Origin of the sequence: Sinomonas albida (assembly GCF_004919045.1) — a bacterium.
Lineage (GTDB): Bacteria > Actinomycetota > Actinomycetes > Actinomycetales > Micrococcaceae > Sinomonas > Sinomonas albida.
The window spans coordinates 127,046-150,396 of the sequence record NZ_SWDW01000003.1; the positions used below are offsets into that span (position 1 = coordinate 127,046).

At 69.1% G+C, this 23,351-nt stretch carries 24 protein-coding genes and 3 tRNA genes; 4 read left to right on the top strand and 23 right to left on the bottom strand.

The features are described from left to right. From E6A26_RS04085 to rpsB, 5 genes are all read right to left on the bottom strand, one after another. Positions 1 to 1,020 (bottom strand): phosphatidate cytidylyltransferase, encoded by a 1,020-nt coding sequence (locus tag E6A26_RS04085; protein ID WP_136609919.1) that lies wholly within the window; start codon positions 1,018 to 1,020, stop codon positions 1 to 3. Then, positions 1,020 to 1,577, bottom strand: coding sequence for a ribosome recycling factor (gene frr, locus E6A26_RS04090; protein WP_136609920.1), 558 nt, complete (start codon positions 1,575 to 1,577; stop codon positions 1,020 to 1,022). Before frr ends, E6A26_RS04085 begins: the two co-directional genes overlap by 1 nt. A gap of 73 nt (positions 1,578 to 1,650) precedes the next feature. After that, positions 1,651 to 2,418: a UMP kinase gene (pyrH, locus tag E6A26_RS04095; RefSeq protein ID WP_234865014.1), complete on the bottom strand. Its 768-nt coding sequence runs from the start codon at positions 2,416 to 2,418 to the stop codon at positions 1,651 to 1,653. A gap of 135 nt (positions 2,419 to 2,553) precedes the next feature. Then, positions 2,554 to 3,390 carry a translation elongation factor Ts gene (gene tsf, locus E6A26_RS04100; RefSeq protein ID WP_136609921.1) on the bottom strand — a complete coding sequence of 279 codons (837 nt, stop codon included), beginning with the start codon at positions 3,388 to 3,390 and terminating at the stop codon, positions 2,554 to 2,556. A 122-nt stretch (positions 3,391 to 3,512) separates the two neighbouring features. Next, positions 3,513 to 4,394, bottom strand: a complete 882-nt coding sequence (gene rpsB / locus E6A26_RS04105; protein ID WP_136609922.1) for a 30S ribosomal protein S2 — start codon at positions 4,392 to 4,394, stop codon at positions 3,513 to 3,515. A 452-nt stretch (positions 4,395 to 4,846) separates the two neighbouring features. Here rpsB and E6A26_RS04110 point away from each other — a divergent pair, with 452 nt between their 5' ends. Then, complete coding sequence (locus E6A26_RS04110; RefSeq protein ID WP_234865016.1) at positions 4,847 to 5,392, top strand: M23 family metallopeptidase; 546 nt, start codon at positions 4,847 to 4,849, stop codon at positions 5,390 to 5,392. Between the two features lie 90 nt (positions 5,393 to 5,482). Here the strand turns inward: E6A26_RS04110 and E6A26_RS04115 are convergent, their stop codons facing one another. Together E6A26_RS04115 and E6A26_RS04120 are read right to left on the bottom strand one after the other, a co-directional pair. Next, positions 5,483 to 6,667, bottom strand: a complete 1,185-nt coding sequence (locus E6A26_RS04115; RefSeq protein WP_136609923.1) for an acyl-CoA dehydrogenase family protein — start codon at positions 6,665 to 6,667, stop codon at positions 5,483 to 5,485. Positions 6,668 to 6,822: 155 nt separating this feature from the next. Then, on the bottom strand, positions 6,823 to 7,137 hold the full coding sequence (locus E6A26_RS04120; protein ID WP_136609924.1) for a helix-turn-helix domain-containing protein: 315 nt from the start codon (positions 7,135 to 7,137) through the stop codon (positions 6,823 to 6,825). Between the two features lie 282 nt (positions 7,138 to 7,419). On the opposite strand from E6A26_RS04120, the gene E6A26_RS04125 reads away from it, so the two are divergent. Beyond that, the gene (locus tag E6A26_RS04125) at positions 7,420 to 7,965 is read left to right on the top strand and encodes a hypothetical protein (protein WP_136609925.1); all 546 of its coding nucleotides are present in this window, start codon (positions 7,420 to 7,422) and stop codon (positions 7,963 to 7,965) included. Positions 7,966 to 7,980: 15 nt separating this feature from the next. Here E6A26_RS04125 and E6A26_RS04130 read toward each other — a convergent pair whose 3' ends face one another. Next, positions 7,981 to 8,952, bottom strand: coding sequence for a hypothetical protein (locus E6A26_RS04130; RefSeq protein ID WP_136609926.1), 972 nt, complete (start codon positions 8,950 to 8,952; stop codon positions 7,981 to 7,983). 240 nt (positions 8,953 to 9,192) lie between these two features. On the opposite strand from E6A26_RS04130, the gene E6A26_RS04135 reads away from it, so the two are divergent. Beyond that, positions 9,193 to 9,747, top strand: coding sequence for a hypothetical protein (locus E6A26_RS04135; protein WP_136609927.1), 555 nt, complete (start codon positions 9,193 to 9,195; stop codon positions 9,745 to 9,747). 25 nt (positions 9,748 to 9,772) lie between these two features. On the opposite strand, the gene E6A26_RS04140 is transcribed toward E6A26_RS04135, so the two are convergent. The 15 genes from E6A26_RS04140 to E6A26_RS04210 all read right to left on the bottom strand — a co-directional run bounded on the left by E6A26_RS04140 (position 9,773) and on the right by E6A26_RS04210 (position 22,373). Continuing rightward, positions 9,773 to 9,846 (bottom strand) — tRNA-Ile (locus tag E6A26_RS04140). Positions 9,847 to 9,956: 110 nt separating this feature from the next. Then, positions 9,957 to 11,165, bottom strand: a complete 1,209-nt coding sequence (locus tag E6A26_RS04145) for a glycosyltransferase (RefSeq protein ID WP_136609928.1) — start codon at positions 11,163 to 11,165, stop codon at positions 9,957 to 9,959. 23 nt (positions 11,166 to 11,188) lie between these two features. Continuing rightward, positions 11,189 to 12,106 carry a DMT family transporter gene (locus tag E6A26_RS04150; protein WP_136609929.1) on the bottom strand — a complete coding sequence of 306 codons (918 nt, stop codon included), beginning with the start codon at positions 12,104 to 12,106 and terminating at the stop codon, positions 11,189 to 11,191. Then, positions 12,106 to 12,777 (bottom strand): CDP-alcohol phosphatidyltransferase family protein, encoded by a 672-nt coding sequence (locus E6A26_RS04155; RefSeq protein ID WP_136609930.1) that lies wholly within the window; start codon positions 12,775 to 12,777, stop codon positions 12,106 to 12,108. Before E6A26_RS04155 ends, E6A26_RS04150 begins: the two co-directional genes overlap by 1 nt. A 31-nt stretch (positions 12,778 to 12,808) precedes the next feature. Next, complete coding sequence (locus E6A26_RS04160; protein ID WP_136609931.1) at positions 12,809 to 13,702, bottom strand: phage holin family protein; 894 nt, start codon at positions 13,700 to 13,702, stop codon at positions 12,809 to 12,811. Between the two features lie 141 nt (positions 13,703 to 13,843). Further along, complete coding sequence (locus tag E6A26_RS04165) at positions 13,844 to 14,254, bottom strand: hypothetical protein (RefSeq protein ID WP_136609932.1); 411 nt, start codon at positions 14,252 to 14,254, stop codon at positions 13,844 to 13,846. A 22-nt stretch (positions 14,255 to 14,276) separates the two neighbouring features. After that, positions 14,277 to 14,352, bottom strand: a tRNA-Asn gene (locus tag E6A26_RS04170). A 36-nt stretch (positions 14,353 to 14,388) separates the two neighbouring features. Then, positions 14,389 to 14,461 (bottom strand) — tRNA-Asn (locus E6A26_RS04175). A 52-nt stretch (positions 14,462 to 14,513) separates the two neighbouring features. Then, positions 14,514 to 16,352, bottom strand: a complete 1,839-nt coding sequence (gene dnaG / locus E6A26_RS04180) for a DNA primase (protein ID WP_136609933.1) — start codon at positions 16,350 to 16,352, stop codon at positions 14,514 to 14,516. Between the two features lie 40 nt (positions 16,353 to 16,392). Next, complete coding sequence (locus E6A26_RS04185; protein WP_136609934.1) at positions 16,393 to 17,679, bottom strand: deoxyguanosinetriphosphate triphosphohydrolase; 1,287 nt, start codon at positions 17,677 to 17,679, stop codon at positions 16,393 to 16,395. Then, entirely contained in the window at positions 17,663 to 18,847 is a 1,185-nt protein-coding gene (gene dusB / locus E6A26_RS04190; RefSeq protein ID WP_234865054.1) for a tRNA dihydrouridine synthase DusB, read from the bottom strand. Before dusB ends, E6A26_RS04185 begins: the two co-directional genes overlap by 17 nt. A gap of 21 nt (positions 18,848 to 18,868) precedes the next feature. Next, complete coding sequence (locus E6A26_RS04195) at positions 18,869 to 19,858, bottom strand: hypothetical protein (RefSeq protein WP_136609935.1); 990 nt, start codon at positions 19,856 to 19,858, stop codon at positions 18,869 to 18,871. 89 nt (positions 19,859 to 19,947) lie between these two features. Next, positions 19,948 to 20,463 (bottom strand): hypothetical protein, encoded by a 516-nt coding sequence (locus E6A26_RS04200; protein WP_136609936.1) that lies wholly within the window; start codon positions 20,461 to 20,463, stop codon positions 19,948 to 19,950. A gap of 129 nt (positions 20,464 to 20,592) precedes the next feature. Continuing rightward, a complete protein-coding gene (locus E6A26_RS04205) occupies positions 20,593 to 21,201 on the bottom strand; it encodes a response regulator transcription factor (protein ID WP_136609937.1) in 609 nt (202 codons plus the stop codon). After that, on the bottom strand, positions 21,198 to 22,373 hold the full coding sequence (locus E6A26_RS04210) for a sensor histidine kinase (RefSeq protein ID WP_211128942.1): 1,176 nt from the start codon (positions 22,371 to 22,373) through the stop codon (positions 21,198 to 21,200). Before E6A26_RS04210 ends, E6A26_RS04205 begins: the two co-directional genes overlap by 4 nt. A 148-nt stretch (positions 22,374 to 22,521) precedes the next feature. Between E6A26_RS04210 and E6A26_RS04215 the strand changes: the two genes are divergently transcribed. After that, positions 22,522 to 23,349, top strand: a complete 828-nt coding sequence (locus E6A26_RS04215) for a lysophospholipid acyltransferase family protein (RefSeq protein ID WP_136609938.1) — start codon at positions 22,522 to 22,524, stop codon at positions 23,347 to 23,349. The last annotated feature ends 2 nt before the right edge of the window (positions 23,350 to 23,351 follow it).

Genomic DNA, 23,351 nt, shown 5'->3' on the forward strand with positions numbered 1-23,351 from the left:
TCACGCCCCGGGCAGGAGGCTGAATACGACATACGCCACCGGCACGCCGAACAGGATCGAATCGAGCCGGTCCATCATGCCGCCATGCCCCGGCAGGATGCTGCTCATGTCCTTGATGCCCAGCTCGCGCTTGACCATCGACTCAGCGAGATCGCCAGCTGTCGCGGCACCGACCATGGCAAGGGCCAGCACGATGCCCTCCCACCAGGGGCGCCCCAGGATGAAGACGGTACCGAGGACGCCGATGACGACGGCGCCAGCCACCGATCCGGCGAATCCCTCCCACGACTTCTTCGGACTGATCTTGGGCGCCATGGGGTGCTTGCCAAGGCTCGCGCCGACGATGTAGCCGAACGTGTCGTTCGCGAAGACCAGGAGGAGGGTCACGATGAGCTGCAACACGCTGTGGGGAACGGCAAGCCCCGGCCACACGCCGAGCGGCGGTGGCGTGACGCCTGAATCGTGCAGCGGAAGCACGGAGAAGCCCACGAAGAAGGGGATCCACAGCAGCACGAAGACGCCGCCCACCACGTTCGTCACAGCGCCGTGGGCCGACTCCAGGCTCTGCCACAGGAGCACTGCGGCACTTGCCGCCACGAGGGCGAACAGCTGCGCCTCGGGTCCGCCGAAGAACGCGGAGAACGGGATCGCGACCGAGCCGATGAGGACCGGGACGATCGGGATGGTCGTCTTCCGCGTCTGAAGCGCCCGAAAGACCTCCCACACGCCGAGAACGCCTGCGGCTGTCGCGACGAATACGAAGCCGAGCGGCCAGAGGAACAGTCCTGCGAGCACGGCGGCGAGCAGGATGAGGCCCACCACGATCGCGGCTGGCAGGTTCCGCCCTGCTCTCGGGGTCGGCGACGCCGCCGCAGCAGCGCTCGCGGCGGCTTTTTCGGCGTCGTCCGCCGCGCGGCGGGCGCGCCGGGAGCTCGGGGCACCCGGAGCGTCAGGGGCCGGCCCAGCGTGCTCTGGATGATGTCCAGGCTGCGGGCCGGCCTCGGGCTGGGGATCGGTCATCAGACCTCGAGCAGCTCGGCTTCCTTGCGCTTCACGAGCTCGTCGACGCTGTCCGTGTGCTGCTTGGTCAGGCCGTCGAGCTCACGCTCGCCGCGCACGCCGTCGTCCTCGCCGACCTCGCCGTCCTTGACGAGGCGGTCAAGGGACTCCTTGGCCTTGCGGCGGACGCTGCGGATGGACACCTTCGCGTCCTCGCCCTTGCCCTTGACGATCTTGACGTACTCCTTGCGGCGCTCCTGCGTGAGCTCAGGGAGCACCACGCGGATCACGTTGCCGTCGTTGGACGGGTTCGCGCCCACCTCCGAGTCGCTCAGTGCCCGCTCGATGTCGCGGAGCGCGGTCTTGTCGAACGGCGTGATGAGGATCGTGCGCGCGTCCGAGACCTGGAACGAGGCGAGCTGCTGGAGGGGCGTCGGAGTGCCGTAGTACTCGACCATGACCTTCGCATACAGGGCGGGGTTGGCGCGGCCGGTCCGGATCGAGGCGAAGTCCTCCTTGGCCACCTCGACGGCCTTCTCCATCTTTTCGGCGGCTTCGAGAAGAGTCTCTTCGATCACGATTGCTTGGCTCCTGATTCGTGGGCTGCGGACAGCTGGCTGTTGCTCAAGGACTCCTGACATCCTAGCGGGATTACGGGGTCACCACCGTGCCGAGCTGGCCGTCAAGGATGGCCTTCGTGACGTTGCCCTCGCCCTGCATGCCGAACACGATCATCGTGAGGCCGTTGTCCTTGCACATCGTCATCGCCGTCTGGTCCATGACCCGGATATCGCGGCGGAGCGCCTCGTCGTAGGTCAGGCGCTCGAGCTTGCGCGCCGAGGGGTCCTTCTTGGGGTCCGCCGTGTAGACGCCGTCCACTCCGCTCTTGGCCATGAGGACCACGTCGGCGTGCACCTCGAGCGCGCGCTGGACGGCCACGGTGTCCGTCGAGAAGTACGGGAGGCCGGCGCCAGCACCGAAGATGACGACGCGGCCCTTCTCCATGTGCCGGATCGCCCGCCGCGGGATGTAGGCCTCAGCAACCTGGCCCATGGTGATCGCGCTCTGGACCCGCGTCTCCACCCCGGCCTGCTCGAGGAAGTCTTGGAGGGCAAGGCAGTTCATGACCGTGCCGAGCATGCCCATGTAGTCGGCGCGCGAGCGGTCCATGCCGCTCTGCGAGAGCTCGGCGCCGCGGAAGAAGTTGCCGCCGCCCACCACGATCGCGACCTCGACGTCGTCGACGGCAGATGCAATCTCGCGCGCTACGCCCTGCACGGTGGCCGGGTCGACGCCGAGCTTGCCCCCGCCGAAGACCTCGCCGGACAGCTTGAGAAGGACACGGCGTCGGCGGGGAGGAACCGGGTCATCGGCGATGGGGAGGGTAGTGGTCTGCACGTCGGTCTCTACGGTGTCCATGAGTGATCTGTCCCCTCGAACCAGTGGATTGGGCCTTGGTCTAGATTATCGGCATTGCTGGCGCGCAAAAGGGGCGGCCACACGGGGTGGCCGCCCCTCACGCTGGGTGGCTGCGAACAGCCGGGGGTGGATCGGCTAGGCGCCGACGCGGAAGCGCGCGAACGCGGTAGCCTCGACGCCAGCCTCCTGGAGGACCTGGCCGACGCTCTTCTTGGCGTCCTTCGCGAAGGCCTGGTCGAGGAGGACCTCGCCCTTGAAGAAGCCCGTCACGCGGCCTTCGACGATCTTCGTGAGGGCGGCCTCGGGCTTGCCCTCGGCACGGGCGGTCTCCTCGGCGATACGGCGCTCCGACTCGACGAGGTCAGCCGGGACGTCCTCGCGGCGGAGGTAGTTCGGCGACATCGCGGCGACGTGCACTGCGACGTCGTGGGCAGCGGCCTGAGCCGCCTCGCCCTCGCCGCTGACCGCGAGCAGCACGCCGACCTGGGCCGGGAGGTCCTTGGACGTCTTGTGGAGGTAGGCGTCCACGGTCGCGCCTTCGATGCGCGCAACGCGGCGCACGGCGACCTTCTCGCCGAGCACGGCGCCTTCCTCAACGACGAACTCGCTCACGGGCTTGCCGTCGATCTGGGCCGCGAGGAGGGCCTCGACGTCCGAGGCGCCCGAAGCGATGGCCGCACCGAGCACGCGGTCGGCGAGCTCGATGAACTTGGCGGACTTGGCAACGAAGTCGGTCTCGCAGTTGACCTCGACCATGACGCCGACGCCGTTCTCGACCTTCGCGGCCACGAGGCCCTCGGCGGTCGAGCGGCCTTCGCGCTTGGTGGCGCCCTTGAGGCCCTTGATGCGGATGATCTCGATGGCCTTCTCGGCGTCGCCGTTGGCCTCGTCGAGAGCCTTCTTGACGTCCATCATGCCGGCACCCGTGCGCTCGCGCAGGGCCTTGATGTCAGCAGCGGTGTAGTTCGCCATGTGAACCCCTCTGTCTCGTTCTCTGCACTTCTCACAGTGGCAGGATGGCACCGGGTCCGGTGCCATCCTGCCGTCAGCCTCCGGGCCGGGCGCATGCCCGGCCCGAAGGAATGGTTTGGGGGCTAGTTCTGCTCACCCTCGGCCGGAGCGGCCTCGGCGGCGGGAGCGGCCTCGGCGGCGGGAGCAGCCTCAGCGGCCGGAGCTGCTTCGGCGGCCGGAGCGGCCTCCTCGGCGTTCTGACCCTCGAGGAGCTCGCGCTCCCACTCGGCGAGCGGCTCGGCGGACGAGGCACCCTCGGAACCGGAGCCGCGGTTGTTGCGGGCGATCAGGCCCTCGGCCACGGCGTCGGCCACCACACGGGTGAGGAGGTTGACGGAGCGGATCGCGTCGTCGTTGCCCGGGATCGGGAAGTTGACCTCGTCGGGATCGCAGTTCGTGTCGAGGATCGCCACGACCGGGATGCCAAGCTTCTTGGCCTCGTCGACCGCGAGGTGCTCCTTCTTGGTGTCGACGACCCAGAGGAGCGCCGGCGTGCGCGTGAGGTTGCGGATGCCGCCGAGGGTCTTCTCGAGCTTGTCCTTCTCGCGCTCGAGGATGAGGAGCTCCTTCTTGGTGCGGCCCGAACCGGCCACGTCCTCGAAGTCGATCTCCTCGAGCTCCTTGAGGCGCTGGATGCGCTTGGCAACGGTGGAGAAGTTGGTGAGCATGCCGCCGAGCCAACGCTGGTTGACGTACGGCTGGCCGACGCGCATGGCCTGCTCGGCGATGGCCTCCTGGGCCTGCTTCTTCGTACCGACGAAGAGGACCGTGCCGCCCTTGGCGACGGTGGCCTTGACGTGCTCGTAGGCGCGGTCGATGTACGACAGCGACTGCTGCAGGTCAATGATGTAGATGCCGTTGCGCTCGGTGAAGATGAACCGCTTCATCTTCGGGTTCCAACGGCGGGTCTGGTGACCGAAGTGGACGCCGCTGTCGAGCAGCTGGCGCATGGTGACGACGGGCATGCCGACGCTCCTTCCGGCAGGTCATTTCGTGAGGGAGCCTTCTCGGCTGCCCTTGCCCCTGCCCTTGTTCTGACGGTTGTTCGACGGCGGCCGGTTGGCCGCTGTCCCTGGCATCCCCTGCAGTCCCGGACCGCCCGGCTGCAATCAGCTGAGCGGACCGTCGGGCACAGGGCCACGCCGTCGGACGGCGGGGCGCTGGATGCGCGGAGTCGGCATTCCCTACCTCGCGCATGGCATGACAAGCAAGTGACATGACAAGAGGGAGCAGAAAGCCGCGGCTCTCAGTGTACTACAGGGGCACGAGCTGATCGGCGCGACGTCGCGGATCCACACGCCGCTTCCTCCGGGGGCGAGGCCCGATTTCCCCTCCCCAGAAACGAACGACGGCGGAGCGTCCACATCGAGCGCGGCGCACCTCCCGCGCCAGGCCCGTCGGATGGAAGTCTCACCTCATGCTCGTCTTCTCGCCAGGCCTGCTTTTCGCGGCCGCCGTCATCCTCGCCTCGCAAGTGCACCTACCCCTGATGTTCGGTGACGTGCCGGAGTCGGTGGCAGCCGGTCCTGCAAGCGCCGCCCCGCGCGAGGCGTGGGGCTGGCCGCTCTCGCCGCGACCCGCCGTCGTCCGCAGCTTCGACGCCCCTGAGCGACCATGGCTTTCCGGGCACCGCGGCGTGGACCTTGCGAGCGCACCCGCGCAGGAGCTCCACTCCCCCGCGCCCGGTGTGGTGGTGTTCGCTGGGCAGGTCGTGGACCGTCCCGTCGTGACAGTCGACCACGGGAATGGCCTGCGGAGCAGCTTCGAGCCGATCGAGACGACCCTCAGCTCGGGCGACCGCGTCGAGGCGGGGCAGACTCTCGGCCGGCTCTGGACTGGAAGCACCCATTGCCGCGCGGGCCCGTGCGTTCACTGGGGCGTGCGCGATGGCGACGACTACGTGAATCCGCTCAAGTTCCTCGCCGACACGCGGCCATCGATCCTGCTGCCGTGGAGCGAGTGACAGCGCCCGAAAAATGGGGCAGACCTGCCGGCCCCTGACGGCTGCCGCCCACCCGAGGCGGGTCACGGCAGTCCTCGGCATGTCGGACGCCTAGACGATTGCGGAGATGCCCGTGATCGCGCGGCCCGTCACGAGGGTGTTGATCTCGTGCGTGCCCTCGTACGAGAACACGGCCTCGGCATCCGCAAACACCTTGGCCATTCCGTAGTCCGTCACGATGCCGTTGCCGCCCAGGATGCCGCGGCCCAACGCCACCGACTCGCGCATGCGGGCCGTCGTGTAGGCCTTCGCGAGAGCTGATTGCTCGTCGCGCGCCCGGCCGGCCTCCTCGAGCTGCGACAAGCGCACCATGAGGCCGAGCGAGCTCACCATGTTGCCGAGCATCGTCACGAGCTGATCCTGGACAAGCTGGAAGGAGGCGATCGGGCGGCCGAACTGCATGCGCTCCACGGCGTAGCGGCGGGCCACGTCGAACGCGGCCATCTGGAGCCCAACGGCCTGCCACGCGACCGAGAGCCTCGTGACCTTGAGTACGCGGTTCGTGTCGCGGAAGCTGTTCCCGTGGGCGAGCTTGAACTCGTGCGGCACCACGACGTTTTCGAGGGTGACGTCGGCATTCTGGACTGTTCGGAGAGAGATCTTGTTCTCGATCTTGGTCGCCGAATAGCCCTCAAGGGAGGTGTCTACGAGGAAAGCCTTGACCTGATCGTCGTCGACGTCGCGGGCGAAGACGACGATCCAGTCCGAGAACGTCGCGTTGCCGATCCAGCGCTTCGCGCCGTTGAGCACCCAGTTCGAGCCTTCGCGCCGAGCCGTGGTCCGGGTTCCGCCCGCCACGTCGCTGCCGCCGAGCGGCTCCGTGAGCCCAAACGCCCCGATCTTCCGCAGGGAGTACACGTCGGGCAGCCATTCCTCCTGCTGCTCGTGCGAGGCGAGAAGCTCGAGCGACCCAGTGAAGAGCCCGTCGTGAACGCCCATGAACGTCGCGATCGAGGCATCGGCCCTCGTGAACTCGGCGTGCAGGAGGCCGGCCAGGAGGTTCGAATGCCCCTGGCGGCGGATCGGGCTCACGACGTCCAGCTCGGCGAGGCGCGGGACAAGGCCGTGCGGAAACTCCGCGCGGTTCCAGCACTCGACTGCGATGGGACGCACGTTCGCGTCGAGCCAGTCGCGGACCTCGTGGAGCCGGTCACGCTCCTTGTCCGAGAGAAGCGCCTCGAACGCGTAGAAATCGCCGTCGGCGTAGGGCAGCTCAACCGGAATCGTCTGGGTCACGGTGTCCTCCTGACCTCAAGGGCCAGATGATCACCGGCCGTAGTTACTGGTCAGTAACATAGCAGCGGCAGCCCAAGCCGACAAGACCCATACCTTGCCTCGGCACGCGGTCCGCGACGGCGAGGAGCGAGTATTCCTTGCTGGACCGTCCTTGCTCAACCACCGGACTCCACGGACCCCTCGCGCGGCGCTTTGGCCTTGCGCGCACTCCAGGTCTTCGAGCTAGAGTTTATGCCATGCGAAGTATTACTAGATATTACGGGCACAAAAAAGACCTCGAACGGCACGTCGAGGGCGAGGCAGATGCGCTTGGCCGTGCGGGCACCGTTGACGGATTGAGTCCTCCCGGAGACGAGGTTGTCGATGGTTCCCGGCGCGCAGCCAACGAACTCCGCAAGGCCCCGGTTTGACAGGCCGCGAATGGACATCAGCTCCACTAGGGCGTCGTGCGCCACAAGCTTCATGCGCATGCCGGCGTGCCACCCCCTCAGGTACGTCCGATGCCTGATGCGTTACCCCATTCAATCGACAGCCTCGCGCAACGTCAAGCATGAGGTAACGTCAAACCAAGCAAAGTTAGGCACATCTTAGGCAGCCGCATCCATCGATCCGCGAGATCACGCGGATCGCACCACTGAAAAGTTAGGCAGAAGTTAGGCACCCCGGCTCGGCGTGTCGGCACGCGACGGCGAGAGATGCCTAAGATTCAGGAGTTGGACCCACACCGTCCAACACGAAATGAGGGGAGAGTGATGAGCCAGCCTGATCTCGGAACGCTGCTTGCGGAGGTGAAGGCTGCCCGCGGCTGGTCCTTCGAGGCCATGTCGCGAGCGTGCGGCGGCGTCCCCACCGGCAAGCGACTCTTCCAGCTCATCAACTCGCCCTTGAAGAACTTCCCGGATCCCGACACGATCCGGGGCCTGCAGAAGGCCACCGGTGCCAGCACGACCGAAATCGTGATGGCTGCAGCCCGGTCGCTCGGCCTCGACGTCACCGAAACGGACCCCGACGCTCTGCATGTCCCCGGCATCTCGCTCGCCTCCGACAGCGGTCGCAACGCGCTCCTCACGATCGGAAGGGAACTCGCAGACGCCGCGGCTGAAGTGGCAGCCAGCGGATCGTCACGCGGACGGAAAGCACAGGGCGGGTCGGCCGGCCGGAAGTCAGGCCGCGGGGCGCAGGGCCCGGCAACCGACCTCCCGGACAACTGGCAGGACCTCGCCGCCTATCAGGGACCTGAGGGCCACCTCCGCCGCGCGGACGAATGGGACTCAAGGGGCGAAGAGTCCCAGGGCTGACTGCCCCCGCGATCGTCAGCGACGCCCTTCGACCGCATCAGCAACGCGATGGGCGAGGAGTTCGAACTGCGCCCACAGGCCCTCGCGGATCGGACCCGGCGGGCAGTTCGCGATCCGGAACCTGACCCGCACCGTTCCGCGGTGCGCGACATGGAGATTGAGGTACGGGTCGCCGTCCGGTGAGCGGGCGTACGCCACCTTCCACGCCGGGTTGCCCCGCCCATAGCCTCCGGGAAGCCAGAAGACGCAACTTTCGCACTCTTCGTCGACCACGACGAGCGGCGGACGCACGGGCTGGTCCGAGTGATCGAGATCCTCTTCGCGGAGGAAGAAGAGCGTGCCGGGGACGCTCAGCACGAGGCGGTCCCAGCTCCTGTGGCTGCCCAAGTCGAAGAGCGTCACGGGGAGCAGCGCGGATTCGGCGATGAGCGCGTCTTCGCCGCCATCCCCGGCAGGGCCGCCCTCCCCGCCTTCGTGCGCGCCGCCGTCGTCCGCGACTCCTTCACGACGCACGCCGTCCGCGCCGCCGTCAAGGTCTCGGTCGTCGCTCGTGCCGTCGCCCACCAGACGCAGGGCGCGCCGGATGTCGAACTCGTGCTCGAGCTCCCACAGGGTGGCCGTGAGGTCCTCGCCCCGCGAGGGCGGGCCGAATCCCGCCCCGGCGGCCCCCTGACTCGCCGAGGCCGACGACTCGGCACCAGCCGCGACGGTCTCCGGCACGGGGAGGATCGCGCTCGGACCCGGGCGGCGCGCCACCGTGGCGTTCCGGAGCTCTCTGTCGAGCTCCAAGATCCGTTGCCGCGCGACGATGCCCATGAGCACGCCAGCCGCCGCGAAGACCAAGCCTGCTACCGGGACGAGGGGAACGGTGCCCGCTGCAGAGAGAATGGCTACGGCGGCACCCGCAAGCGCCGCGGCGCGGCCGGTCCACAGCGCCTCGACAGAGGCGCGACGCAGCCGCTTCAAGTGCTCGGTTCGCTGGCCCACGCTTTCCCCAATTCTTGGGCCGCGCCGACTGCCTCGACAGCGAGGACCAGGCGGAACGGCCTGCCCACACGATAAGGCAAGATTCGGTCCTGCGGAATGGGTCATCGGCGCGTCACGTCACGGGGCTCGGCGGGCCGCGCCGGGCGCTCGACGCTGCACGCTCTCCGCGGCGCGGAGAGTATGCTCTCCACCGTTGGGGGGAGCGAAGGAGTGCCCCTGCGGACCAGACAGGAGCACACATTGAGCCAGGAATCCGCCGGGCCGCAGCGGCCCGCCGCCGAATGGCCCGCCGCGCCGAGCTGGACCGGCCCAGCTCCGACTGGACCGGCCGTCCTCTCCCCGAGAGATGCCGCGAGGTCGAGCCGCTGGCGGATCATCGTCGGCTGCAGCGCCCTCTTTCTCGCCCTGTTCTCCGGCTTCTACGGCTACCTGAACTGGACGTCGGTCGCACGGGCGACGAGCGCCATCCAGGCAGCAGGGGGCTTCGTCCCTGAGAGCGCCATGGCTGCGGCCGTCGCTATCGTCGCCGCGTTCTGCGTGCTCGCCGTGTGCTATGCCGGTGTCGGCGTGTGGAACATCGTGGCGCGGAACTCGACGGCGAAGGCGCCGCTCATCGCGGCGATCGTCCTCGCCGCCGTCGCGCTCGTTCTCGTAGTGCTGTACACGGTGAGCCGCCCCACGGGCGTGACCCAGATCGGGGCATTCGCGCTCAATGTCCTCATCATTGTGCGGTCCGCGGTCATCCTCCGGATGAAGACGGGACCAGCAGGGCACCCGATCACAACGCGTGCCTGACCACCCAGGACGCCCGATCACACAGTAGGGGCGGCGGGGCTTGAACCCGCGACCGACGGATTATGAGTCCGCTGCTCTAACCGGCTGAGCTACACCCCCGCACAGCAGCAATAGCTGCGCATTACAGGCTACAGGAGCCGAGGCCCCGCACCGGCCGTCCGCCGCGCCAGCCGCGCTCGAGTGCTCAGCTGCCAGCCGCGCTCGGGGGCTCAGCCGTGCTCGGGGACAGTGTCCGCCCCACGGTAGAGCGCTTCGAAGGTGTCGAGCGTGCTCTTGATGCTGTGCTTCTGCACCATCTCGTGGCTCACCTTGCCCATCGCGGTGCGCTCGGCCTCCGGCAGGCTCACAATCGCCGAGAGCTTGGCCGAAAGGTCGTCGCGGTCGTTGGGACGGAACAGATAGCCGTTCTCGCCGTCCCGGACGAGGTGCGGGAGAGCCATCGCGTTGGCCAACACCACGGGAGTCGAGGCGCTCATCGCCTCAAGCGTCACGAGGGACTGGAGCTCCGCCGTGCCTGGCATGCAGAACACGTCAGCGCGGATGTAGGCCTCGCGGAGTTCCGCATCCGGCGCGAGGCCGAGGAATCGCACTCGATCCCCGAGGCCGAGCCGCGCGACCTGCGCATCGAGTCGCTGGCGGATCTCGCCATCGCCCACGATCTCGAGGTGCACGTTGAGCTCCTTCGGGAGCTTCGCGACGGCGTCGATGAGGACGTCGATGTTCTTCTCCTCGGCGAGCCGCCCCGCGAAGAGCACTGTCGGCCAGGGGTTGCGCTCGATGCGCTCCCCGGGCGCGAGCTCGTAAGCGTGGGAATCGATGCCGTTTGAGAGCGGGATGACCTTGTGGAGGAAGGCGTGGTCGCGCATCGCCTTGGCGGCGAGCGGCGTGGGCGTCGTGACGACGTTTGCCCGGCCCATGACCTTGCCCATGTCCTTCCAGGACTGGCGCCCCACGATGTCGAGGAACCACTTCGGGAACGGCAGGAACGGGTTGAGGTTCTCCGGCATGAAGTGGTTCGTCGCGACGACGCGGATCCCACGCTTCACGGCCTCGTACAGGACGTGCTCGCCGATCATGTAGTGGCTCTGGATGTGGACGACGTCCGGCTGGACACGGTCGAAGAGGAGCGCGATCTCCTTCTTGATCTCCCAGGGGAACACCACGCGGAAGTACGGGTGCGTGGGCACCGAGTGCGAGCGCAGGCGGTGGACCGTGGCTTCGGGGCGGGCCTCGCTGAAGCTCTTGCCCTTGTCGGCGCGGCTCGCGAGCACGTGGACGTTGTGCCCGCGGGCGGTCATCCCCTTCGCGAGGCGGTAGCCGAACTGCGCGGCACCGTTCACGTGGGGCGGATAGGTGTCTGCGCCGATCAGGATCGTCAGCGGCTTGTCGGTCTGAGCCTCGGGGTCGGGCAGGGTCACGAATATCTCTCCTGGTCGGCCGGTCACTGCCCGGGTCCGCTGGAACCCCGGAGTTCGCGGGCCGCTTCGTTCCTGCGGCTCGTGACCTCCGGGTGATGCCGGGACAGGGCAACGACACCCACGATAGCAACGAGCGCAGCCGCAGCCATGCCGATTCCCATCACGGGCGGTACGTGTGGCGCGAGCTCGCCGAGGATCGTGATGCCGATCGCGATGCCCACCATCGGGTCGATCACGGTGAGCCCCGCGATGACGAGGTCCGGCGGGCCCGCCGAGTACGCGTTCTGGACGAACCACGAGCCGAGGCCGCCGGCCGCCGCGATAGCGAGGATCGAGTACCACTGGACATTGAGCAGAAACAGCCCGTTCGGATCGAGGAGCTGCGTGCCGATGATGCGGGTGAGGACCGCCACGAAGCCGAACAGGACGCCCGCACCGAGGATGAAGACGAAGGCGTTGAGCCGCCGCCTGAAGACGACGGCGAGCCCGCCGAACAGCGCGATCGCGAGTGCGAGCAAGAGCACAATCGTGAGCTCCTCGGCGCTCGAGACGTGATGGTTCTCGACTGTCGCCCCGACGGCCAGAAGCACGAAGACCGCGGACCCCGTGACGCACGAGCTGATCGCGACGACGGTCGGACGGTTGAGGGTGATCCCCTGATCCTTCGAATTCACAACGGTCGTGATGACCAGGGCGATCGCCCCGATCGGCTGGACAACTGTGAGCGGGGCGGTGATGAGGGCCATCATGTTGGACAGCAGCCCGAGTCCCAGGAGCAGGAGCCCGAGGAGCCACCGCGGGTTCCGAAGAAGCCGCAGGAAGCCGTTCGAGTTGAGTCCCAGGCCCCCGGTATCTGCCTTGACGGCACTCCCCTGACGCTGGGCACCGAGGGCGAGGAAGAGCGCCCCAAGGAGGGCGAGGACAACGGCGAACAAGACCATCAGAGCCGCCCCCCGCCGTCGTCCGCTGCGCCGTCCCGGCCGCCGTGGGGCTCTCCGGTTCGCCGCTCGCTCCGGACGCCGCGGCCCTTGCGCACGATCGCCCAGAAGTAGTTGTATCCCGCCACCCAGTGCCCCAGGAGGCCGAGCACGAGGAAGAGCCACGCGAGCGCGAGATACACCTCCGCGCCGGGGATCCGCAGCTTCGAGAGGACCAGGAGCGGCGTGCCCACGAGCAGGAACGCCGTGCGCACCTTGCCGATGCGGCTGACGGGAAGGTCCGGGTGGTTGCGGAAGTAGAAGAGGGACGCCGTGCCGAGGACGACGTCGGGCAGGAGGAGCGCAGCGAAGTACCACCACTGGATCACTCCCGCGAGCACGAGGGTGAGCCCCACTGCGAGGAGTGCGAGGCGATCGGCAGCGGGATCAAGCACCCGCCCGAGCTCGGACACCTGGTCGAAGCGCCGGGCAACATACCCGTCGACCCAGTCCGTGCCGCCCATGACCGCGAGCACGAAGACGGCCCAGCCGTATTCGCGTGCGCCGAGGACGAGCCACATGAAGAGCGGCACGCCCATGAAGCGGACCACCGTGAGCACGTTCGGCACAGTCAGCACGCGATGGTGGTAGACCGACGGCTGCCCAGGACGGGCACCCGCGCCGAAGATCTTCATCGAGAGTCCCGAGCAGCGGCCCGAGGCCGCGTCAGCTCTTCACCAGCTTGCGCAGGAACACGACGAAAGCTGTGGCGGAGACCGTGAAGACCGCAATCGGTGCCCACCGCTCCTTGACGGCGTCGGCAGTGGACGACGCGCGGGCCGCAGCCTCCGCTGTCGGCTCGCCGGCTGCGGCTCCCGTCGGGGCGTGGGAGGTGCGCTGGGCCTTCGCCAGCGCGGCTCCCCGAAGCCGGAAGAACGCGTCGCGCGCGTCGTCGGCAAAGGCCTCCGCCTGGCGCTTGACGTCGAGTTCCTCGACGAGTCCGTCGCGGACGTCGAGGATGTGGTCGCGCCGCTTCGCGATGCGGGCGCGGAGCTCCGCCTCGCTCGGGGTCGGCGGCTTGATCTTGCCGTGCGCCCGGTCTTCGGCAGCCTTGTCCATCTTGGCCTTGGCCGCGGCCGCTTCCTTCGCCGCCTGCGCGCGCTTGTATTGGATCGTGGTGGGATCGAGGACGCGCGGATCGAAGTCGCGACCCTCGGTGATGACGCCCAGATCGTGTCGGATCCCGCGAATTGCGTCAGCGGGCATGAGCGGCATGGCCTTCTTGACGTTGCCCAGTCCGAGCAGCGCGGCAACGGCGAGGATGACGAGGCACGCGGCACCGACGATGAGGGCGGCCAGCCAGCCCGGCATGACCGTCGCGAGGCCGAGGATCGCCGCCACCACGAGGGCGATCACCAAGAGGCCGAGGAATACGAGCGCCACGGCGAAGAGTCCGGCCCCGATGCCGACCTTGACCCCTCGGGCCTTGAGTTCGTACTTCGCGAGGGCAATTTCGTCGTTGAGCTGACGGGGAGCCAGTCTCGCAGCCTGACCCACCAGGTCCGGCAGGGCCGCAAGGCGCGGACGCCTCCCGGCAGGCGAGCTGTGGCGACCACTCATTGCTGGGCCCCTTCCCCTTCTCGGCCGAAGCTGACAGGACCACGAGGCGGTCCGTCACCAAAGCTACCATTGACGTCCGCGCTTTCGCGGCACCGGGGAAGGAGGGGCAGGGCCCGGAGGGGACGGCCGGGGTCAGCTGGCTCAGCCGATGGCCCCGAAGGTGGCCTCGGCGACGAGGAACTGTTCTGCGGACTCGACGGCCGCCGCGAACGCGTCCGCGTCAGTGGTCGACCCCCGCGGGGCCCGGGGCTGCCACTCGTGCCGCGCGGTCAGAATGGGCTCCAACCCGTCACCCGGGGGCGCGTAGTAGATCGCGAAGCGCTGGACGGGCCAGCCGGTGGGAGTCTCGGGGGCCACGAGGATAGCGGACTTCGACGAGTAGTTGACCCATTGCGCGATGGGCCTGCGATGGTCGCGGACGAACATGCCGTCGGCGTAGTGCTCGGCAGACCCCTCGCCGTAGATGCGCTCGTACCGCTCGCGCCAGATCGTGAGGAGTGGACCCTCGTAACGGGTCCATCCGGCAGGCAGGGTGACCTTCCGCGCGGCCATGGATCCATGATATTCCGGCCGATGGCTCCCCCGACTGGACTCGAACCAGTAACCCTTCGATTAACAGTCGAATGCTCTGCCAATTGAGCTACGGGGGAATGGCGCCCGCCTGCCACAGGGCATAGGGCTCCAAGCTCCCCCGACTGGACTCGAACCAGTAACCCTTCGATTAACAGTCGAATGCTCTGCCAATTGAGCTACGGGGGAAGGCGCAACGCCCTAAAGATTAGCAGGGAGCGAGCCCGGATCGGAAATCGGCTCAGTCCCGCTGGCGCAGCTGACGGCGCCGCAGCTCGAGCTCCATGAGCTCGCGATTCAGGCGCTGGTGCTCCTCGGGCGGGGTGCTCGGATCCAGGCGCTGGAGCTGCCCCATGAGGTCGGCTTTGCGGGCCGTGATCTGGAGCTCGAAAAGCCCCGCAAGGATGTCGCGGCAGTAGCGCTCGAGCGATTCCTGCGTCGAGGCCGGCAGGGGCGTGACGGCAAGCTCCGCGAGCAGGGGCCGGAGGGGCTCGGGGGCCTCGTCGCGGATCCGCTCGACCCACGCCGACAGCCCCTCGCCCCCCGTGGCCGGGCGCCCCGCAGCCCCGAGCGCGGCGTGCACTGCCTGGTACGCCGGCACCGTGAAGTGGGCCGATCCGAAATCGCGCCACGCCTCATCGTCAAGCGTCTCGGGATGCTGGAGTGCGACCTCGAGAGCCTGCCGTTCGAGCGTTGCGACCGGATCCCGGGGGTCCGGCCGGTCGGCTCGTCCGCCGACCGGGCCGTCAGAGGACGCGCGGCGCCCCGCCGCGCCGACGGCACGCGAAACGTCGTCCGGGGCCATGCCGAGCCATTTGGCGAGCTCGCGCGTGTACGCAGGCCGGATGGCGTGGTCGCGGATCTGTGCGACGACGGGCGCTGCCTCCCGCAGGGCCGAGACCCGGCCCTCGACCGTGTTCAGATTGTGCTTGCGCAGCGTCGCCTGGATGGCGAATTCGAAGAGAGGCCGGCGGCTCTCGATGAGTCCCTGAACGGCGGCGTCGCCGCGGTGCTGGCGCAGCTCGCACGGATCCATCCCGTTCGGCTCGACCGCCACATACGTCTGGGCCACGAAGCGCTGATCCTCGTCGAAGGCCTTGAGCGCCGCCTTCTGGCCGGCCGCGTCGCCGTCGAACGTGAAGACCACCTCTCCCCCGGTGCCGTCGTCCGAGAGCAGGCGGCGAGCGATCTTGATGTGCTCGCTGCCGAACGCCGTACCGCAGCTCGCGACCGCGGTGTCGATTCCTGCGAGGTGGCAGGCCATGACGTCGGTATAGCCCTCGACGACCACGAGCTGGCGCTTCTTCGCGATGCTGCGCTTCGCGAGGTCGATTCCGTAGAGCACCTGGGACTTCTTGTAGAGCGTCGTTTCCGGCGTGTTGAGGTACTTGGGGCCTTGGTCCTCGTCGAAGAGCCGGCGCGCGCCGAATCCGATGACGTCCCCCGCGATGTCCTTGATGGGCCAGATGAGGCGCCCGCGGAAGCGGTCATAGGGGCCACGGTTGCCCTCGGAGAACATCCCCGTGAGCCTGAGCTCGTCGTCACGGAAGCCGCGCCCTCGCAGATGCTTGAGGAGGCCGTCCCAACCCTGGGGCGCGAAGCCGACGCCGAACTGCTCCGCGACGCCGCGATCGAAGCCGCGCTCGAACAGGAACTGCCGTCCGGCGGCAGCGCCGGGACCGAGCAGCTGATCGCGGAAGAACTCGGCTGCGATCTTGTGCGCGTCGAGGAGCCGCTGCCGTCTCCCGACCTCTTCGCGCCGGGGCCCGGCTCCGTCCTCGTAGTGCAGCTCGTAGCCGATGCGTGCCGCGAGCTTCTCGACCGTTTCCGCGAAGCCCGTGTGGTCGAGCTTCATGACGAAGCTGATGACGTCGCCGCTCTCGCCGCATCCGAAGCAGTGGTAGGTGCCGACCTGCGGCCGGACGTGGAACGAGGGCGAACGCTCGTCGTGGAACGGGCACAGCCCCTTGAACGAACCGATGCCGGCGCTCTTGAGGGTGACGTAGCCCTCGACGACTTCCCTGATGTCGGTGCGCGCACGCACCTCGGCGATGTCCTCAGGTTTGATCAGCCCAGCCACGTCATCACCTTAGTCCCCCGCGCCGACAGTCCCGAGGCGGTCACCAGAGGCTCGGGAGGCTCCCGACGAGACGCTCGTACCACGAGAGCGCCGAGGCGTCGGTGAGGGAGGCCACTTGGTCGACCACGACGCGGAGCCTCGCCGCATCGTCCGCCGCCGCGCGCCAGTCCGAGGCGAACATGGGCTCGAGGTGTCGGTCTTCCGACGCGCTGAGCGCAGTCACGAGCGCGTGGAGCACCTCGCGCTGCCGCTCGTAGATGGGCTGACGGTGGTCGGTCGTCATGACGAAAGTCGTCGCGAGGCCCTTCATGACCGCGATCTCCATGACGGTCTCCTCCGGCACCACGACCTCGCCCGCGTAGCGCGTGAGCGGTGCCTCGCCATACGCGGCCCGGGTCAGCCCGAGGGCACTGTCGCAGAAGCGGCCGATGAGCTGGCTCGTCATGTTCTTGAGGGCGGCCATGGACTTCCGGGAGCCATCGGCCTCGAGCACCCAGACGGGAGTGGACTCGAGGCGCGCGAGCGCCGCATCGATCTCGGCGGGGTCACTGTGCGGCAGGTACCACTGCTGGGTATAGCCGACCACACGCGCCCGATGATCCGGGTTCGCCATCCACCTGAGCTGGAACTTTCCGGCAACGATCGCGTCCTCGACATCGTGCACCGAGTACGCGATGTCGTCGGAGAGGTCCATGACCTGGGCCTCGATGCAGCTCCGGCCAGAAGGGGCGCCCTTGCGGACCCACTCGAAGATCTCGAGATCGTCCTCGTACGCCCCGAACTTGCTCGTGCGGTGCCCATGCACGAGCGGCGCGTCGCGCGCGGTCCACGGATACTTGCACGCCGCGTCGAGACTCGCCCGCGTGAGGTTGAGGCCAGCGGGCCGGCCCGCGGCGTCGAGCACTTTCGGCTCGAGCCGTGTGAGGAGGCGCAGCGTCTGCGCGTTGCCCTCGAAGCCGCCGATCCGGTGGGCGATGTCGTTGAGCGCGCTCTCGCCGTTGTGCCCGAACGGAGGGTGGCCCAGATCGTGGCTCAGGCATGCCGCGTCGACCACGTCCGGGTCGCAGCCGAGCACCCGGCCGAGCTCGCGGCCCACCTGGGCCACCTCGAGCGAGTGCGTGAGGCGCGTGCGGACGAAGTCGTCCGTGTCCGGCGCGACCACCTGCGTCTTGGCGCCGAGGCGCCGGAGGGCGGACGAGTGCAGCACGCGGGCACGGTCCCGCTCGAAATCGCTGCGGTAGCTCTTCTTGATGGGCTCGGCAACCCACCGGAGGCTGTCTTCGGCCCCGTAGTGGCCGTTCTTCAGGGGCTCAGCCACCGGAGACATCCAACTCGGCCGCAGCGATGTCCCGGGTCTGCCCGGCGTCCATCGAGCGGCTCTCGAGCCAGCGGTCCGGGAGCGCCGGGCGCTTCGGCGAGCCGGCGCGGCCGCGGGGACCCTCGGCGTCGGCACCTGGGTACGGAGCGTCGACGTCGAGCTCGCTGAGGAGCTCGCGCAGGACTGCGAGCGTAGGCACCTGGGCGAGCTTCGCCCGCAGTTCCCCGCCCACCGTGTAGCCCTTGAAGTACCACGCAACATGCTTGCGGATGTCCCGCAGCGCCTTGTCTTCGTCCTCGAAGTAGTCCACGAGGAGCTCTGCGTGGCGGTAGAACGCCTCGGCCACCGCGGCGAGCCCGGGCCGGTTGCGCTCAGAGCGTCCCTCGAACGCGGCCTGCAAATCGCCGAAGAGCCAAGGCCGGCCCTGGCAGCCGCGCCCGACTACGACGCCATCGACGCCCGTATGGCGCACCATGCGAATGGCGTCCTCGGCGCTCCAGATGTCGCCGTTGCCGAGCACAGGGATGTCCGGGAGGCTTTCGCGGAGGCGCGCGATCGCGTCCCAGTCCGCGGTGCCCGAATAGAACTGCGCGCAGGTCCGGCCATGGAGGGCCACGGCGGCGACGCCTGCGTCACGCGCGATCCGGCCGGCCTCGAGATACGTCAGGTGGTCGTCATCGATGCCCTTGCGCATCTTGATGGTGAGGGGGATGTCGCCTCGCTGGGCCTCCCGGACCGCTGTCGTCACGATGGACGTGAACAAGTCCGTCTTCCACGGCAAGGCGGAACCCCCGCCCCGCTTCGTGACCTTGGGGACCGGGCATCCGAAGTTGAGGTCGATGTGGTCGGCGCGGTCCTCCTCGACCAGCATGCGCACGGCGCGGCCGACCGTGACCGGGTCGACGCCGTACAGCTGCACCGAGCGGACCTGCTCGTCGTCATCGTGGGAGATGATCCGCAGCGACTCGGGGTGGCGTTCCACCAGGGCACGGGACGTGACCATCTCGGACACGTAGAGGCCGCCGCCGAACTCGCGGCAGACGCGACGGAACGCCTTGTTCGTGATGCCGGCCATGGGCGCGAGCACCACGGGGGTCTCGATGGTGAGCTTCCCGAGCCTGAGCGGCGGGAGCTCGAGCCTGGCGGGCGCGTTGGCTTCCGGGAGGGCGATGGGCACAGCAGTCACCCGTCTATTGTGTCAAAGTCCCGGGCCGGGGACGGCCACGTCGTCTCCGGGCAGGATCGCCTCGAGGGATTCGTCGAGGACTGCGGTGGTCCTGCCCAGCGGAGTCGTCGCCGCGACGACCCGCTCCCCTGGACGCCACCAGAACAGCTCCCTGCTCAGCGGCGCGACCTCGCCCTCGGCCAAGATCGCGGCGAGGTCCCGCATCCGGTGCACCTCCTCGACCGAGGCCAGGGTGTCAACGGCCTGGAAGCCGAGCATGCGGTGGGCCGGCACGCAGAACAGCAGCCCCGAGGAGCCGACCTCGAGGTCCAGCCGCTCCACGAGCCGCTCCGGATACGCGAGCCACGCCGCCTGCCGCGGGTGCTCGGATTCCAGGACGATCACGGACGAGCCGGTGGCCGATTGGTAGGCGGTCGGCTCGCCGAGCTCGCCCTCGAAGAGGTTGGCCTCGGCCGTCTCCCAGGCTTCCTCGACCCCTCCGGCCTTCGCGAGGTGGACATCCGCGAGGAACGCGGAGGCCTGACTGTGCCTCACCGCGAGAAGGAGCGGGAGGCCGGCAACGCGCCGCGAATACGTGTAGTCCTCCGCGAGCCGAGGCTCCGGGATTCGGCCGGGAGCCGAGAACCGGGGAAACAGCTGATCCCGGAGCTCCTCCCTCGAGAGATGCGGCGGGGACGCCAGGGCCGTCGAGATGAGGTGGCCGACGATGTCCGCCGTGAGCGCGCCCCAGTCGGCCTCAGGCACTCGGGCCGCCTCCCGGGCAATGGTCGTGAAGCCAAGCGTCGCGCCCGGTGCCGCGAACGGCCCGCCGGTCACCACGATATGGCTCCCCCGGTCCCACGCACGGTACCCGAGCGCCCGGACCGCCTCGGCGCAGTGCCAGCGCAGCTCGTCGGCCTGACGAACCGTGCACCCCTCGATGTAGCGGTCCGGAGACTCGGGCCCCCTCGCCTCTCGCGAACCCTCCGCGTAGCTCTTCCTGATGCGTGCTGCCTTGCCCACAAGGTCCCCCCGAGCGTGTCGATGACCCCGACGCTAGCGGGGTCATCGACGGCTCGGGAGGGCGGCGCCGTCGTATGTGGACAACGCTCCTAGGCGACCGGCTGCCGCAGCGGCTCCCCGGCCCAGGCGATGGACGCGGCACGCCGGCTCACGACGAGGCCCTGGATTCCGAGCGTGACCGCGATGTACAGCATGATTGACGCGCTCGCCGCGGGGCTCGGGCCGCGGACGCCGTCAAGCACCGAGCCGAAGGCCTCGACGCCCACGTGCACGGCAATCCCAGCAATCCACAGGGCAACCGCGGACCAACCACCACGCCGATAGGCGACGCCGTCTTCGATCCACACCGCGGCCGCGCGGCCGCGCAGCCAGCCAAAGACCGCCGCGAATCCGATCGAGAGGGCGAGCGTGGTGGCCTCGACGGGCGTGAAGCCGTGCGAGTCGGCGACCTGGGCGAGCTGCCACACGCCGATGGCGCCGAGAATCACGAACATGCGGGCCCGCAGGGCGCCCACGGCCCGCGTCTGGAACTGTCGCACGATCGCCCATCCGAGGACGGCGACGGCGAGCACGATGTTGGCGAAGCTGAGGGTGAGGCCGGTCATCGGAAATCCTGCTCCTGGTTCAAGGTGTGCCGCCCCTTCGGCGGCCTGAAACCATCGTTCCGCGGACACGGCCGCCGGCCCCCATGCACCTGTCATGACTGGGGCGTGACATCTGTCAGATCGCGTCCGTCAGATGAGCCAGCCGTTCTCTTCGGCGATGCGTGCAGCCTCGGCACGGGTTCTCGCCCCGGTCTTGCCGATCGCGCTCGAGAGGTAGTTGCGGACCGTCCCCTCGGAGAGGAACAGCTCCCGGGCGATGTTCGCGATCGTGCCGCCGCCCGCGGCTGCCCGGAGCACGTCGGTCTCGCGTTCGGTCAGGGGGCTCTCCCCTGCCGTGAGGGACTCCGCCGCGAGGGCGGGATCGACCACTCGGAGGCCGGCGGCGACCCGGCGCACCGCGTCGGCGAGCTGGCGCGCGGGTGTGTCCTTGACGACGAAGCCGGCGGCCCCCGCCTGCATCGCGCGGCGCAGATATCCCGGGCGGCCGAACGTCGTCACCATGAGGACGCGGCACTGCGGCGCCGCTTCCCGCAACGCGGCAGCAGCCGAGATGCCGTCGAGGCCGGGCATGTCGACGTCGAGCATGGCGACGTCGGGGCGGTGCTCTGCCACCGCGGACACCACCTCGTCGCCGCGTCCTACCTCGGCCACCACCTCGAGATCCGGCTCGAGGCCCAGGAGCGCGGCGAGGGCACCGCGCACGAGGGCCTGATCGTCGGCGATGAGCAGCCTGATCATCGCGCGACCCGCAGTCGGTACCCGCCGAGCTCCGAGCGTCCGAGCGTCAGGGTGAAGCCCGCCGAACGTGCCCTCTCGGCGAGTCCCGCCAGCCCGTGTCCCAACGTCGCAGACCCGGGAGCAGGAGCCGGGCCCGCGCCGTCGTCGTCGATCTGGATCCAGTCGGCGCCGAACGCAACCTCGCACACGGCCGCGCCCGAGTGCCGCACGACGTTCGTCACGCCCTCGCGCAGGACCCAGCCGAACAGCTCGCGGTTCGCGGTCGCCACCGAGTCTGCCGCGACGGGCAGCCGCGGCGCGATGCCCGCCGATTCCAGCGCGGCGCGCGCCTCGGCAAGCTCGGCGGCCACGCTCACGCCGCGATAGCCGCCCACCGTGGCGCGGACGTCGGCGAGCGCGCCGCGCGCAAGCTCCTCGACCTCCCCGGCCTCCTGCTCGGCCCGGTCCGGGTCGAGCCGGACGAGCCGGCCCGCGAGCTCGGCCTTGACGGCGATGACCGTGAGCGAGTGCCCGAGGATGTCGTGGAGATCCCGGGCGACGCGGTTCCGCTCCTCCGCCACGGCGAGCTCGGCGAGCTCGTGCTGGGCCTCGCGCAGCTCGCGGAGCGTCTGCGCGTGCCGCCCCAGCGCCGCAAGGAGAAGGCCCAGCGAGACGATGAGCGTGGGCTGGCTGATCGCGTCGACGAAGGCGAGGCCGTGGCCCAGCTGAATGGACAGGGAGACCACGAAGAGCCCTGCGAGGAACCCAACGAAGAGGCCGCGCGGGAGCTGCTGCACACCCGCCATGACGGCGACGTACGTCCAATACCAGCCTCCCGACGAGTCGTACAGGAAGAAGCCGAGGCTCAGGACCACGAGGATCGCGAGGAGCACGAGCTTCCGAGCCAGCGGACGGCCCCAGCTGAACGGCGGGAACAGCATGAACGCAAGCATGAAAGCCGCGAGATGAACGATCCGCAGAGGCAGCTGCCCGGCGGCTGAGGCCGCCGCGGCAAAGTGGTCCCAGCCGCCGACGATCCAGAAGACGACCGCGATCCCCGAGCCGAGGAACCAGCGGCGCGAGGCCGGAGCGCGGAGCACCCCGAGGAAGCCGAGGCTCGAAAGATCCTGCCCGAAGATCTCCGCACCTCTGAGCCTCCCGAAGGCCGCGGAGGACTGGGGGCCGGAGGTCATGCGATCACTCTAATAGCCTCCCCGATCCGCCCCGCGACGTGCGCGCCCTCGCGGCTCCGACGCCCCGCGAAGACGGAGGCCGATCGCTCAGCCACGCTTTTCCCCGCGAGCTCTGGAAGGGCGTCCGTCCCCTGCCTAGTCTGGGCGCATGGCCACGCCACCGGCAGCGCCGTCCCGCACCCTCCCGTTCGGGAGCCTCTGGCTGTACGACGTGGCCCGCAGCCTGTTCGAGCGAGTCGCTGGCGCCGCCCACATCGAGGTCACGGCGACCGGGCTCGAGAACGTCCCGCCAGGACAGGTGGTCCTCGCGATCACCCACTTCGGGTACATCGACTTCGTGCCGGTCGCCCTTGTCTGGTGGGCGCGCCGCCACGACCGGCTCCGCTTCCTCGTGGGCCCGCGCCCGTATCGGAGCCGCCTGCTGGGAGCCGCCATCACAGCGTGCGGAGGGATGGCGGTGCTCGGGGCGCCGAACCACGCAAGCCTCAACGCGTCCGTGCGGGCGCTCGACACGGGCTGGAGCGTCGCGCTGTTCCCGGAGGCGGGCGTGAGCCGCAGCTTCACGGTGCGCCGCTGCCACACGGGCGCCCTGCGGATGGCGGCCGCGACGGGCGTCCCGCTCATACCCGTCGGCGTGTGGGGCGGCCACCGAGTGACGACGCGCGGTCACGGCACCATCGGCACCCACGGGCGGGGCTCCGCGCGGGACCTGTGGCGCGCGCCGATCCGCGTCCACTTCGGGGAGCCCGTGGAGCTCGCCGACGGGGATCGTCCCGAGCGCGCGGCAGCGAGGCTCCAGGCGGCGATGCAGGAAGCCGCCGACGTCGCGGCGCTCGACTTCCCGCTGGGCCAGCCGGCTGGCGCGTGGTGGCTTCCGGCGAAGTTCGGCGGCGGTGCGCCGACCGAGGGTGAGCGCGACATCTGGGACGCGCGGGACGCGATGAATGGCATGCGTCCGGATCTGGACAAGATGTGACT